Source organism: Actinomadura sp. KC216 (assembly GCF_004348535.1).
In the GTDB taxonomy this organism is placed as follows: Bacteria; Actinomycetota; Actinomycetes; order Streptosporangiales; family Streptosporangiaceae; genus Spirillospora.
The window spans coordinates 1-11615 of the sequence record NZ_SMJX01000266.1 but is presented as its reverse complement, the minus strand read 5'-3'; the positions used below and the strand labels follow the sequence as shown (position 1 = coordinate 11615).

At 71.2% G+C, this 11615-nt stretch carries 14 protein-coding genes and 2 tRNA genes; 11 read left to right on the top strand and 5 right to left on the bottom strand.

Annotation, left to right across the window (positions count from 1 at the left end; translation table 11 throughout):
• The 3 genes from E1264_RS32605 to E1264_RS32595 all read left to right on the top strand — a co-directional run.
• Positions 1 to 979: cellulose binding domain-containing protein (locus E1264_RS32605; protein WP_207936522.1), on the top strand; the 979-nt coding region annotated here is incomplete at its 5' end.
• 70 nt (positions 980 to 1049) lie between these two features.
• The gene (locus E1264_RS32600; protein WP_132179633.1) at positions 1050 to 1817 is read left to right on the top strand and encodes a fumarylacetoacetate hydrolase family protein; all 768 of its coding nucleotides are present in this window, start codon (positions 1050 to 1052) and stop codon (positions 1815 to 1817) included.
• An 11-nt stretch (positions 1818 to 1828) separates the two neighbouring features.
• Positions 1829 to 2479, top strand: coding sequence for a DUF2461 domain-containing protein (locus tag E1264_RS32595; protein WP_132179631.1), 651 nt, complete (start codon positions 1829 to 1831; stop codon positions 2477 to 2479).
• A gap of 29 nt (positions 2480 to 2508) precedes the next feature.
• Here E1264_RS32595 and E1264_RS32590 read toward each other — a convergent pair whose 3' ends face one another.
• Entirely contained in the window at positions 2509 to 3108 is a 600-nt protein-coding gene (locus E1264_RS32590; RefSeq protein WP_132179629.1) for a PadR family transcriptional regulator, read from the bottom strand.
• 63 nt (positions 3109 to 3171) lie between these two features.
• On the opposite strand from E1264_RS32590, the gene E1264_RS32585 reads away from it, so the two are divergent.
• The 3 genes from E1264_RS32585 (at position 3172) to E1264_RS32575 (ending at position 3921) form a co-directional block, all read left to right on the top strand.
• Positions 3172 to 3609, top strand: a complete 438-nt coding sequence (locus E1264_RS32585) for a VOC family protein (protein WP_132179627.1) — start codon at positions 3172 to 3174, stop codon at positions 3607 to 3609.
• Between the two features lie 142 nt (positions 3610 to 3751).
• Positions 3752 to 3823: transfer RNA gene (locus E1264_RS32580), tRNA-Gln, on the top strand.
• 25 nt (positions 3824 to 3848) lie between these two features.
• Positions 3849 to 3921 (top strand) — tRNA-Glu (locus E1264_RS32575).
• 231 nt (positions 3922 to 4152) lie between these two features.
• On the opposite strand, the gene E1264_RS32570 is transcribed toward E1264_RS32575, so the two are convergent.
• Positions 4153 to 4557 (bottom strand): VOC family protein, encoded by a 405-nt coding sequence (locus tag E1264_RS32570; protein WP_132179625.1) that lies wholly within the window; start codon positions 4555 to 4557, stop codon positions 4153 to 4155.
• Between the two features lie 61 nt (positions 4558 to 4618).
• Between E1264_RS32570 and E1264_RS32565 the strand changes: the two genes are divergently transcribed.
• Complete coding sequence (locus E1264_RS32565; RefSeq protein WP_207936520.1) at positions 4619 to 5017, top strand: VOC family protein; 399 nt, start codon at positions 4619 to 4621, stop codon at positions 5015 to 5017.
• A 301-nt stretch (positions 5018 to 5318) separates the two neighbouring features.
• On the opposite strand, the gene E1264_RS32560 is transcribed toward E1264_RS32565, so the two are convergent.
• The 3 genes from E1264_RS32560 to E1264_RS32550 all read right to left on the bottom strand — a co-directional run bounded on the left by E1264_RS32560 (position 5319) and on the right by E1264_RS32550 (position 8993).
• Positions 5319 to 6185 carry a macro domain-containing protein gene (locus tag E1264_RS32560; RefSeq protein ID WP_132179623.1) on the bottom strand — a complete coding sequence of 289 codons (867 nt, stop codon included), beginning with the start codon at positions 6183 to 6185 and terminating at the stop codon, positions 5319 to 5321.
• A gap of 35 nt (positions 6186 to 6220) precedes the next feature.
• Positions 6221 to 8317, bottom strand: coding sequence for an MMPL family transporter (locus E1264_RS32555; RefSeq protein ID WP_132179621.1), 2097 nt, complete (start codon positions 8315 to 8317; stop codon positions 6221 to 6223).
• A gap of 112 nt (positions 8318 to 8429) precedes the next feature.
• Positions 8430 to 8993, bottom strand: a complete 564-nt coding sequence (locus E1264_RS32550; RefSeq protein WP_132179619.1) for a helix-turn-helix domain-containing protein — start codon at positions 8991 to 8993, stop codon at positions 8430 to 8432.
• Between the two features lie 188 nt (positions 8994 to 9181).
• On the opposite strand from E1264_RS32550, the gene E1264_RS32545 reads away from it, so the two are divergent.
• The 4 genes from E1264_RS32545 to E1264_RS32530 form a co-directional block, all read left to right on the top strand.
• Entirely contained in the window at positions 9182 to 9655 is a 474-nt protein-coding gene (locus tag E1264_RS32545; RefSeq protein ID WP_207936518.1) for a hypothetical protein, read from the top strand.
• 73 nt (positions 9656 to 9728) lie between these two features.
• Positions 9729 to 10076, top strand: a complete 348-nt coding sequence (locus tag E1264_RS32540; protein ID WP_132179615.1) for an NADH-quinone oxidoreductase subunit A — start codon at positions 9729 to 9731, stop codon at positions 10074 to 10076.
• Complete coding sequence (locus E1264_RS32535) at positions 10067 to 10957, top strand: hypothetical protein (protein ID WP_132179613.1); 891 nt, start codon at positions 10067 to 10069, stop codon at positions 10955 to 10957. The genes E1264_RS32540 and E1264_RS32535 overlap by 10 nt, the downstream gene beginning before the upstream one ends.
• Positions 10950 to 11615, top strand: a 666-nt coding sequence (locus E1264_RS32530; RefSeq protein ID WP_132179611.1) for an NADH-quinone oxidoreductase subunit H, incomplete at its 3' end; no start/stop codon positions are given. The genes E1264_RS32535 and E1264_RS32530, both read left to right, overlap by 8 nt.

The following is an 11615-nucleotide window of genomic DNA, read 5'->3' as shown; positions in this document are numbered from 1 at the left end:
TGTGACGTTCGAGAAGCCCGCCCAGGACGCTGATCCGGCCACGGTGCCCGACGAAATTCACGAGGCTCCGGCGGCCGAGCAGGCGGCGATGCACGAGCAGGCGCCGCCCCCGCCCCCGCCCGCCGAGCCGCAGGCGGTGCCCACCCGGGGCGACGAAGCGCCGTGGACGGAGCAGTTCGGCGCTGAGGCGGAGTCATCGGATCCCGGCCACGGGACAGCGCCTTCCGCACCCGCCCCTTCCACGGCCCCCGCTCCTGGTCTGGCGCACGCGTACGCGCCGCCGCCCTCCGCCGAGGCGACCGCACCGGCGATGCCGCACGCCGCCGCCTCGCCGTCCGGGGGAGTGCCGCCGTCCGGGCCGTCCGGGCGGTCCCGTTCGGGCCGTCGCGTGCTGCTGATCGCGCTGATCGGCCTGGTGCTGCTCCTCGCCATCGCCGCGGCCGCGGTGCTGCTGTACAACCGGGGCTCCGAGACGACGGGGAAGGCCGCGCCGGCACCGTCGGCCCCGGCGACCTCCGCTCCGGCCTCGCCCGGCGAGCCCGGCGGCCCGCCGCCGAGCGGGCAGCCCGCGTCACCTCCGGCGTCCACCGGTCCCGCGGGCGGGGTGCCGGGGCAGCCGCCCGCGACCCGGGCACCGGCCGCGCCGAGCGTGCCGATCGGCCCCGTGCTGGAGGGCGACGGCATCACGTACGCGCTCGTCCAGCAGAGCCAGGGGTACTTCGAGGGCAGGATGGTCATCACCAACCGCACCGACCGGCCGATGCGGACGTGGCGCCTCACGTTCCAGGTCCCCGGCGCGTCCGTGAAGAACATCTGGGGCGCGCGGCTCGTCAAGGGCGGCGCGAACGCCGAGATCAGGAACCTGGACGGCGCGCCCGCGATCCCGCCGGGCGGGACGTGGGACGTCCAGTTCGGCGCGTCGGGCACGACGTCCACCCCGAAGGCCTGCCGCCTCAACGGCCGCCCCTGCGGCTTCTGAGAACCCGCGGTTCCAGGGCGGTTTCAGGGGGGCCGGGGGCGTGCCCCCGGCATTGGCTAGGCTCTCGACCATGCGTATCGCCAGGTTCTCCACCGACGACGGCATGTCCTTCGGCGTGGTGGAGGAGAACACCGTCGCCGCCATCGCGGCCCACCCTTTCGGTGATCTGACCTTCACCGGGCAGCGGTTCCCGCTCGCCGACGTCCGGCTGCTCGCGCCGATCCTGCCCAGCAAGGTCATCGCGATCGGCAAGAACTACGCCGACCACGTCCGCGAGATGGGCGGTGCCGCGCCGCCCGCCGAGCCGGTGGTGTTCTCCAAGCCGTCCACCGCCGTGATCGGCCCGGGGGAGGCGGTCGCCTACCCGCAGAAGCTGTCCGAGCGGGTCGACTACGAGGGCGAGCTGGCCGTCGTCATCGGCCGGATGTGCCGCGAGGTCCCGGCGTCCCGCGCCGCCGAGGTCATCCTCGGCTACACGTGCGCGAACGACGTCACGGCCCGCGACCTCCAGGCGAAGGACGGGCAGTGGACGCGGGCCAAGGGCTTCGACACGTTCTGCCCCATCGGCCCGTGGATCGAGACAGAGGCCGACCCCGCCGACCTCGCCATCACCACGACCGTCAACGGGGAGGTCCGGCAGGACGCCCGCACGTCCCTGCTCCTGCACGACATCCCGGCCCTGGTCGAGTACGTCAGCCAGGTCATGACGCTGCTGCCCGGCGACGTCATCCTCACCGGCACGCCCGCAGGCGTCGGACCGCTGGAGATCGGCGACGAGGTGACCGTCACCGTCGAGAACATCGGCAGCCTGACCAACCGCGTCGTCGCCCGCGACTGAAGGGAGGCGCCATGGCGAGCGGCTCCAGCGGCTTCACCGGCTTTTCCGATGAGGCGTTCGCGTTCTACGAGGGCTTGCAGGCCGACAACAGCAAGGCGTACTGGACGGCCCACAAGGAAACGTACGAGCGCCATGTGCGCCAACCCCTGGCCGAGCTGTGCGCGGAGCTGGAGGAGGAGTTCGGCGCGGTCAAGCTCTTCCGCCCTTACCGGGACGTCCGGTTCAGCAAGGACAAGTCGCCCTACAAGACGCATCAGGGCGGCCACACGAGCGAGGGTTTCTACGTCCAGGTCGACGCGGATGGGCTGATGGTCGCGGGCGGCATGTACGCGCCCTCGCCCGACCAGCTCCGCCGCTACCGCGAAGCGGTCGGCTCCGACATCTACGGCCCGGAACTCCAGGGCATCGTGGACGACCTGCGCTCCGCCGGAATGGAGATCGCGGGGGACCGGCTCAAGACCCGCCCGCGCGGCACACCGGTGGACCACCCGCGGCTGGACCTCCTCCGCCACCGCTCCCTCTACGCCCACGAGGGCTGGCCCGCCGACCCGTGGATGGAGACTCCGGAGGTGGTGGAGCGCGTCCGGGACTCGTGGCGCCGGCTGCGCCCCCTCGTCGACTGGGGCCGGCGCCACATAGGCCCACCCGAGTTCACCCGCTGACGGGCTGCCGCACCGCCCGCGTCCCGCCGCTATCCGCTGAACGCGTCCGGCGGGACGCGGGCGCCGGTGTCGGGTGTCACGCCGTCCCAGTGCTCCACCTCGGCCAGCGCCCATTCGGCCCAGCGCAGCAGCAGCGCGTTCTGCTCCCGCAGGAACCGTGCCGGCAGCGCGATCACGGGGAGCCGGTCCGGGTAGGGGCCGCCCTCCTCGTACTCGGCCATCCTGGCCTCGGTGATGGCGACGCGCCGCTCGGCGTCGTCCCGAATCCGGCGCAGCGTCGTGCGCAGCTGCTCCAGATCGCCCTGGTCGGCGAAGGCCACCTTGAGCATCGCCTCGAACTCCATCACGGGACCGGCGCCGGGCTCGTCCATCCACCGCCGGAGACTCGCCCGGCCCTCTTCGGTGATCTCGTAGACCGTGCTCTTGCGCCGCCCCGTGTACTCGGTGCGCGACCGGGCGAGCCCGTGCTCGACCAGCTTCTTCGGCTCCTCGTAGAGGACGCTCGCCGCGCGCGGCCACATTGATTGCATGGAGCGTTTCATCTGCTCCTTGAGCTCGTACGTCGTCCATGGCCGGACGGCCAGCAACGCCAGGATCGCGTAGGACGTCGTCGTCAGTTCCCTCGCCATGGGCCTTGAAGATACTCCGATCCAGAGTATTCTCGACACTCCGAACCGGAGTAAGGAGCGCGTATGCCGCCGCCGTCGGTCACCGGCCTCTCCCACCTCTCCCTCTCCGTCACCGACCGTGACAAGAGCGTCCAGTGGTACGGGGACATCCTCGGGTTCACCCCGTTCCACGTGCAGGACGACGACCGCTGGCTGGAGACGATCTGCATCCTCCCCGACGGCCTCACCGTCCTCGGCCTCGTCCAGCACCGGGACGCCACCGGCCCCTTCGACCACCGCCGCACCGGCCTCGACCATCTCGCCTTCGCCGTCCCCGACCGCGCGGCCCTCGACCGCTGGTACACCCGCCTGACCGACCTCGGCGTCACCTGCTCGCCGGTCGCCGAGACGCCCTTCGGGCCCGTCCTGTGCTTCCGCGACCCCGACGACATCCAGCTCGAACTCTTCGCCATCGAACCCGCGGCCCCGCCCGCGGACCGGCTCACCGACCCGCCCGGATGACGGCTCGCCGGGCCGGAAAGCACGGGGGCTCCGGCCCGGCGAGCCGCTGCGGTAATCGTTTTGGTCGCAGTCCCAAGGTCCTGTATTCTCATCGAGGCGCGAGCGACCCGGCCCCAACCGGCCCGGGGCGCCCGTACCTCCCTGGGGTATGGTGTAATCGGCAGCACGAGTGATTCTGGTTCACTTAGTCTAGGTTCGAGTCCTGGTACCCCAGCTGCGTCTGCCTTCCGCGGACACACGCCCCCGTCGTCTAGTGGCCTAGGACGCCGCCCTCTCAAGGCGGTAACGGCGGTTCGAATCCGCTCGGGGGTACGCCAGGACGCAACCGCAGATGATCGGATCTGCGGTTTTTGCTTTGTGGACGGTCAGCCGCGCGCGGCCTCGTTCTCGGCGTCCGCCGCGACGAACGCGGCCCGGGTGACATCGCGTTCCAGAGTGGCCGACTGGTAGCCGTACGCTAGACGGAACTTGGCGACCAGCGCCCGTGCCCGCTGACCGTACTCGAACGGATCCAGGTTATTGCACGACCATGTCGCACCGAAGTCACTGATCAGATGGGCGTGGGCCTAGGAGGTCCCACCGGTTGCCTGCAATGTCGACGAACACGGCGACCCGCCCATAAGGCTCGGTGCGGGGTGCGGTCGCGAAGACGACGCCTGCGGCCTTCATGCGTCGGTGGGCCTCGTCGAAGTCATCGACACGGAGAAAGAATCCGACGCGGCCCGCGACCTGCTCCCCGACGACAGCGGATTGGCGGTCGCCGTCCGCGCGGGCCAGCAGGATCCCGGTCTCGCCGCCCGGCGGACGGACGACCACCCACCGCTTGGGGCGGCCGTCGCCGGTGCGCGAGGGCGAGTCCTCGACCAGGTCGAAGCCCAAGGCGCCGGTGAAGAACTCGATGGCCGGGTCGTAGTCGTCCACGACAACCGTGATCAGGTCGAGCCGCATCCCGCCAGACTAGGGAGCGGGACTCGGTGATTGTCAGTGGTCGGCGGTAGCGTCGCGGGGCATGGAGTTTCGTTCAGCGTTCCCCATGCTGGCCTGCGACGATCTGCAGCGCTCGCTTGAGTTCTACCGTGACGCACTCGGTTTCCAGGAGACCTACCGGTTCGAGGAGAACGGCACGGCGACTTTCGTCGCGCTGCGGCTGGGCGACGGCTCGTCCATCGGCCTGGGCGTGGTGCCGGACGGCGGCGCGGGCATCCACGGGCTGCCGCAGCGGCCGATCTCCGGCCGCTTCTTCGAGCTGTGCGTGTACTGCGACGACGTCGATTCCTCGGTCGAAGAGCTCGCCGCCCTCGGACATCCGGTGCTGGTGCCGCCCGCCGACACCCCCTGGGGCGAGCGCATCGCCTACGTCGCCGACCCCGACGGCCACCCGGTAATGGTGACGGCCAGCAAGACCTGAAGCGGCACCGGGCCGCCGGGTGCGGGACGCCTGGGAGGAGATCGGAGAAACCTTGGTCCTCGCCGACCTGGGTGTTGCCGTGGCGTGCCAGATCACACCGATGTGCCCGGCGAGCGTGCTGCGGTGCTGATGGTCGTCGGCGTCGACAGCAGCGGGAAGGCTGGCACGTGCGGGAAGCTCGGCCGCGTCCTCTGATCGTTTCGGGGGTGCTGGGGCGGAATGACGAACGCTATTTCCTGACCGAGCGCGGCATCGGTATCGCGGCCGGTCTTCAACTCCGGCAAGGGGAGGAGGACGGCTCTCACTGAGCAGAGAGGAAGTCCTCGATCCCCTGGAGGTTCAGGTTGGCGGCCAGGGGCGGGTGGATGACCAGGCGGAGCTGGTCGGCGATGACCGCTTCGCGGCTGGCCGCCATGTAGGAGATGAGGATCAGGCGGATCAGGTCGCCGGGCGGCAGGTTGCTGATCCGGGCGAGGCCCGTCCCGAGGACGGAGACCGAGACGGTTCGCCGTTCACCGTGGAGGCGGACGGCCTCCCAGAGGCCGGAGAGGCTTTGCCACAGGTCGTCGAGGGACGAGTGGACGACGTTGCCGTTGTCCGTGGTGGAATAGGCGACGCAGAAGAATCTCCTGTGCCTTTCGCCTATCACGGCGACGGTTCCGATCGGGTATCTCGCCAGCTTTCCTCGTGGGCGGTCGGTGCGTGATTCCAGGCGGGTCGGCGGGACGTCCCGTAGGGCCTTTTCGACGTCCTCGTCCAGCCATGTGAGGTCGCCGCCGTACTCGCGGGCGAGCATTTGGCCCTGGATGCTGTGCGGGGCTATCACCGAGCCGGTGTCGGTGTCGAAGGTGTCGTTCATGCCGACGACGAGGTGGCCGTCCTGGTCGAAGAGGTCACCGACGACGATCGTGATCGTCGTCCCGGGGATGGGGAAGTAGCGGGAGAACGACGTGCGCGGCCACACCCGGGCCGTGGCGATCGTGCAGCAGCCGAGGAGGGCGGCGCCGAGGTAATAGGCGCCGAACGGCTTGAAGGGGTCATTGAACAATGCCTCGATCAGCCCGGCGGCGGCCGAGGCGATTCCGAAGCACGTCAAGAACGTGACGGCCCAGAGTTGAAGCGTTCTTCTGGAGAGGAGGGTCTCATGCGCGACACCGGGAGTCAGCATTGTTCCTGCCTCCCGGTATCGCTGCATGGTCCGGGCTAGTCAGTCCCGGTTGTATTCGCCTTTACTCTATCTGTGGGTGTGGGGTCTCCGCCGTTTGTTCGGCGTGCTTTGGGATGGGCGGGCCACCAGAAGCGGGGGCCGGTGTCCAGGGCCAGGGCCGGGACGATGACGGAGCGGACGAAGAAGGTGTCCAGGAGGACGCCGAGGGAGACCAGGACGCCTATCTGCACCATCATCGTGACCGGCATGACGCCGAGGACGCCGAACGTCGCGGCCAGGACGAGTCCGGCGCTGGAGATCACGCCGCCGGTGACGCCGAGGCCGCGCAGGACGCCGGTGCGGTGGTCGGTCCGTCCGACCTCTTCGCGGACGCGGGCGACGAGGAACAGGTTGTAGTCCACGCCCAGCGCGACCATGAACAGGAAGCCCATGAGCGCGACCTGCGTGTCCAGGGCCGGGAAGTCGAAGGCGTACCGGAACAGCAGCCAGGACGCGCCCAGGGCGGCGAAGTAGGAGGCGACGACCGTCGCGATCACCAGGATCGGGGCGAGCAGGGCGCGGAGCAGCGCGATCAGGATGAGGAACACGACGGCCAGGACGAGCGGGATCACGATGCGCCGGTCGTGGGACTGGGCGTCGGCCAGGTCGATCTCGCCGGCCGTGCTGGCGCCGATCGTGGCGGCCGGGATCGTCCGGCGGAGGTCGCGGACGGTCTGCTTCGCCGCCGCGCTGTCCGGCGGGGCGTCGAGGACGACCTCGATCCTGGTGAGGCGGCCGTCCCTGGACGGCTGCGGGTTCTCGACGCGGGCCACGCCGTCGGCGTCGCGGAGGGCGGCGGTGACCTGGGGGGTGTCCGGTTTCTCGGTGATGACCTGGAGTGGGCGGCCCTGGCCGCCGGGGTAGTGATCGGCGAGGAGGCGCTCGCCGATCGCGGAGCCGGGCGTGTCGGTGAGGAAGTGCGCGCGGTCCAGGCCCGTGTTGATGCCGAGGGCGGCGGCGGACAGGGCGCCGAGGACGGCGAGGCCGCCGATCCAGACCAGGCGGGGGCGGGCCGCGATGCGGTGGCCGACGCGGTCCCACGCGCCGCGGGCCGGCGGGGCGTCGCCGTGGCGGGGGATGCGGGGCCAGAAGATCCAGCGTCCGAAGATCACGAGGAGGGCGGGCAGCAGGGTCATCACGACGACCAGGCCGGCGAGGACGCCGATGGCGCCGATCGGGCCGAGCGCGTAGTTGAAGCCCATGTCGGCCGCGAGCAGGCACAGCAGCCCGAGCGAGACCGTCGCGGCGGACGCGATGATCGGGGCGGCGGCGTGGCGGAGCGCGATCGCCATCGCGCGGTGCCGGTCGGCGTGGCGGCGCAGTTCCTCGCGGTAGCGGGCGAGGAGCAGCAGCGCGTAGTCGGTCGAGATGCCGAACACGAGCGCGTTGAGGATGGTGGACATGCCGTCCGCCACGTAGAGGCCCGCGTGCTCGCCGAGGAGGTAGACGACCGCGTTCGCGACCTGGAGCGCGATCGCCGCGTTCACGATCGGCAGCAGCCACAGGATCGGGCTGCGGTAGGTGAGCAGCAGGACGGCCGTGACGACGAGGATCGTGATGATGAAGATCGGCTTGTCGATGTTCTCGAAGGCGTCGCCGACGTCGAGGGCCGAGCCCGCGGGGCCGGTCAGGCGGATGTCGAGGCCGCCCGGTGCGTTGGCCTGGGATTGGTCGCGTAGCTTCTCGGCCTTGTCGGCGAGGGTGTCGTCGTCCGGCAGCGGGACGTTCAGCATGAGCGCCTTGCCGTCGCCGGACGGTTGCGCCGGTGCGATCGGCCGCGCGGCGATGGGGGCGAGGGCGCGGCGGTCGGACTCGGCCTTCGCCCGGTCGGCGGGCGTGATGCCGGAGGAGCGGGCGTAGACGACGATGCCCGGCGCCAGCTCGCCGCCGGGGAAGCGCGGGGTCAGCTCCTCGACCTTCGTGGACTGGGCGCCGCGCGGGAGTTCGGCGGACGCCTTCCCCTCGACGACGTCCGGCAGGCGGCTCGCGGCCGGGACGGCCAGGACCGTGATCGCGACCCAGAGCAGCAGCACCGCCCATTTCAGCAGGCGGCCTCGCGGGGCGGGCGGCCGGTGTTTGCGTGAGAGCAGCATGGAGTGCTCTCCTTTCCGTGGGGTTCGTTGTCGCGTGAGAACACGCCGTTCGGCGTGGTGATGCGGGCCTCGCCCGTCCGGGCCGTCGAGGGGCAACTCGGCGGCCCGGACCTCAGATCTCCGGGAATGCCAGGAATCGGGCGTGGAAGGTGCGGGCGTCCGGCGGCGGGTCGTCGTCGGAGCGCTTGTAGCGGTAGAGGAGCGCGATGTACTCCTCGAAGAAGGGACGGATCTCGTCCGGCCGGAGCGTGACGGTCGCGAACGAGAAGAGCAGCGCGTCCGACCACGGCTCGCCGAGACGGTCGCGTTCCCGCTGGTAGTGGGCGAGCATGTCGAGCTCGTTCGCGAACTCCAGGCGGGTCAGCTCGTCCACCGCCCGGCGCAGCTCCGGGGACTGCTCGCTGCGCGGCGGCAGCCGCCGGTCGGCGGGCACCTCCCGCCACCAGCGCTCCCGTCCGCGCGCCAGCTCCGGCACCTCCTCGATGAACCCGTGCTTGGCGAGCTGCCGCAGGTGGTAGCTCGTCGCGCCGGTGCTCTGGCCGAGCTCGCGGGCGAGGGTGGTGGACGAGACCGGGCCGCGCCGCATGATCTCGGCGATCCGCTGCCGCAGCGGGTGCGCGAGCAGCCGCACCTGCCGCGGATCGGTGATCGTCTCGGGCGGTGGTCGTTCCTTCATGCCTCGGACCGTAGAAGTTGCAAAGACCCTTTGCAACGGTTCTTGGCAAAGTTCACCGGGTGGGAGGAGAGGGCGAGACCTGAGAGGGAGATCACGGTGCGACTTCAGGGAGGGGGCGTGTGTCCTTGGCTGACCGGCATGTTATGTGGTCAACTAAAATCATTGAGTACGGCGGCTGGGAGGGCATGATGCGGGACCGCACCGACGGGGTGTCGCCGGCCGCCTCGCTGGCCGACAAGGTCGAGTGGCTGATCCGGAACCTGTGGCCCGCGCACGCGGAGCCGCCGCGCAACAACGTGGAGACCGCCGCCGCCATCGCGCGCTTCACCGGTGAGGACATCTCGTCCACCACCGTGTGGAAGCTGCGCACGGGACGGCAGGAGAACCCGCAGCTCAAGACGCTCACCGCGCTCGCCACGTTCTTCGGCGTGCCGATCGGGTTCTTCGGCTTCCCGAGCGAGGCCGAGCCGATCGGGGAGGACCTCACGCTCAAGGCGCTGCGGCGGGACGTCGAGAACGGCATCATCCGGCCCGAGGTGCTGCGCGCGCTCGTCGACCTGTCCCCGGAGGCCCGCTGGGTCGTGGACGAGATGATCCTCGGCGCCGCGGCCGCCGATCGGGAGCGCCACGGAGGGCACGGAGGCCACAGCGGGCACGGGTGACCGGATGTTTCGCGGGTTCCTGATCAGGTAGAGGTGCAGGTGGTGGTGAGGTAACCCGTACCCCGGAGGGGCAATGGCGCCGTTCGTTGTCGTCCTTTCGGTGGTGGGGCTGGTCGCTGCGCTCATCACCGCCGTCTATGCCGTCTCGTGGGCGGCGGCCCCTCGCGAGGCCCTTGAGGCGGGACCGTTCTTGTCGGGGGCGCGTCCGGCCGAACATGCGCTGTCGCGGTACCACGTGCGGTGGTACACGGTGTCGATGGTCTTCCTGGCCTTCGACATGGAGATGGTCTTCATGTATCCGTGGGCTCTCGTCGTCGCGTCCGTGGGCGTGAAGGCGGTCGTCGAGATGTTCCTCTTCCTGGGCCTGATCCTCGTCGGGGTGCTGTACGCGTGGCGCGAGGGGGCGCTGCGGTGGGTCTGAGGGCCTTCGCGACTCCGCGTCCGTTCGTCGTGTCGGCGGCGGACGGGACGGCCGACCGGCTGCGGGTCGAGGCCGGGCTGCGGCGGCGCGGATGGCGGGCCGCGCTATCGCCCGCGGAGACCGGGATGCTCGTGGTCTGCGGCGATCCGGGTGACGCGCTGGCGGAGGCGATCGAGGTCGTCTGGCGGGACATGCCGGAGCCGCGCGTCCGGGCCTCGGCGGACCTGGCCGAGGTGGGCGGTGACGGGTCGCGGCCTCCGCTGGAACTGGACGAGGTCTCCATGGCCGACCGGGCGGACGACCGTGACGGGCTGCGCCTCGACGTGCTGCACGTGCCGCTCGGGCCTGTCCTGGCGCACTGGCCGGCGGGGTTGCGGGTCGATCTGACGTTGCAGGGCGACGTCGTCCAGGCGGCCGAGGTCACTGCCGTCGACACGGCGAGCGGGTCGTTCTGGGACGAGGACGGGACGCGGGCGCCGACGCGGCAAGCGGCGCGGCGTCTCGACAGCGTGTCGCGGCTGCTGCGGGTGGCGGGCTGGGAGGCGGCGGGCGAGCGAGCGGCCGTGCTGCGGGACGACGCGCTGGCGGGCGTCCCGGACGACGTCCTGGCGAAGCGGTTCGGCCCGTTCGCGCGAAGGGTCGGGCGGTCGCGGGCCCTGCGCTGGATGATCCGCGACGTCGCGGACGTCCAGGAACGGCTGGACGGCCGGCTGCGGGACATCGGCGCCGCGCTCGAAGGGCGACGGCCCGGCCGGGCGCGCGAGCCGTGGCGGGAGGCGGTGGCGGTGCTGACGTCGCTGCTCGACGGGGCCGGGCTCGCGGAGGCGCGGCTGATCGTCGCCGGTCTCGATCCGGATCTCGGGACGGCCGCCGATGGTTGAGGTCCTGGCCCTGGGCGTGCTGGCGGTGGCGGCCGCGTCGCTGAACGCGGCCTTCGCGGGACGTCCCGCCGAGCCGTTCCACGAGGTCGCGCGGCTGCTGACGACGCAGCGGCGCGTCCCGGCGCGGGCCGACATGCTGCTCGCCAGGGTCGGGGTGATCTCGCTGCCGGTGGCGGCGGCGCTCGCGGCGCTGGTGGTGCCGTTCGGCGATCGCGCCGCGGTGGACACCTCGATCGGCGTCGTCTGGTTCAACGCCATGGAGGTGGTGGCGTGGGCGTCGGTGTGGCTCGCCGGATGGGGCGTCAACTCGGCGTTCGGGCTGGTGGGCGGGTACCGGTTCATCGCGCAGGGGCTCGCGTACGAGCTGCCGCACATGTTCGCGCTCATCACGGCGGCGCTGGCCGCGCACTCGCTGGACCTCCGCGTCATCGGGGACGCGCAGGACGGCCTCTGGTACGCGGTCTGGATGCCCGTCGCGTTCGCCGTCTATCTGATGTCCGCGCTGGCCATGGCGTTCTGGGGGCCGTTCGGGCATCCCGTGGGCGACGACCTGGCGGGCGGCGCGGCGCTGGAGCTGTCCGGCCCGGACCGGGTGGTCTTCCTGGCGGGGCGGTACGGGCTGCTGACGGTGTCGGCGGCGGTCGCGGTCCCGCTGTTC

What these genes read in the sequence shown, in the direction of transcription:
- E1264_RS32600 (WP_132179633.1), top strand. Translation starts at nt 1,050, where the DNA reads ATGCGTATCGCCAGGTTCTCCACCGACGACGGCATGTCCTTCGGCGTG.
- E1264_RS32595 (WP_132179631.1), top strand. Translation starts at nt 1,829, where the DNA reads ATGGCGAGCGGCTCCAGCGGCTTCACCGGCTTTTCCGATGAGGCGTTC.
- E1264_RS32590 (WP_132179629.1), bottom strand. Translation starts at nt 3,108, where the DNA reads ATGGCGAGGGAACTGACGACGACGTCCTACGCGATCCTGGCGTTGCTG.
- E1264_RS32585 (WP_132179627.1), top strand. Translation starts at nt 3,172, where the DNA reads ATGCCGCCGCCGTCGGTCACCGGCCTCTCCCACCTCTCCCTCTCCGTC.
- E1264_RS32570 (WP_132179625.1), bottom strand. Translation starts at nt 4,557, where the DNA reads ATGCGGCTCGACCTGATCACGGTTGTCGTGGACGACTACGACCCGGCC.
- E1264_RS32565 (WP_207936520.1), top strand. Translation starts at nt 4,619, where the DNA reads ATGGAGTTTCGTTCAGCGTTCCCCATGCTGGCCTGCGACGATCTGCAG.
- E1264_RS32560 (WP_132179623.1), bottom strand. Translation starts at nt 6,185, where the DNA reads ATGCTGACTCCCGGTGTCGCGCATGAGACCCTCCTCTCCAGAAGAACG.
- E1264_RS32555 (WP_132179621.1), bottom strand. Translation starts at nt 8,317, where the DNA reads ATGCTGCTCTCACGCAAACACCGGCCGCCCGCCCCGCGAGGCCGCCTG.
- E1264_RS32550 (WP_132179619.1), bottom strand. Translation starts at nt 8,993, where the DNA reads ATGAAGGAACGACCACCGCCCGAGACGATCACCGATCCGCGGCAGGTG.
- E1264_RS32545 (WP_207936518.1), top strand. Translation starts at nt 9,182, where the DNA reads ATGCGGGACCGCACCGACGGGGTGTCGCCGGCCGCCTCGCTGGCCGAC.
- E1264_RS32540 (WP_132179615.1), top strand. Translation starts at nt 9,729, where the DNA reads ATGGCGCCGTTCGTTGTCGTCCTTTCGGTGGTGGGGCTGGTCGCTGCG.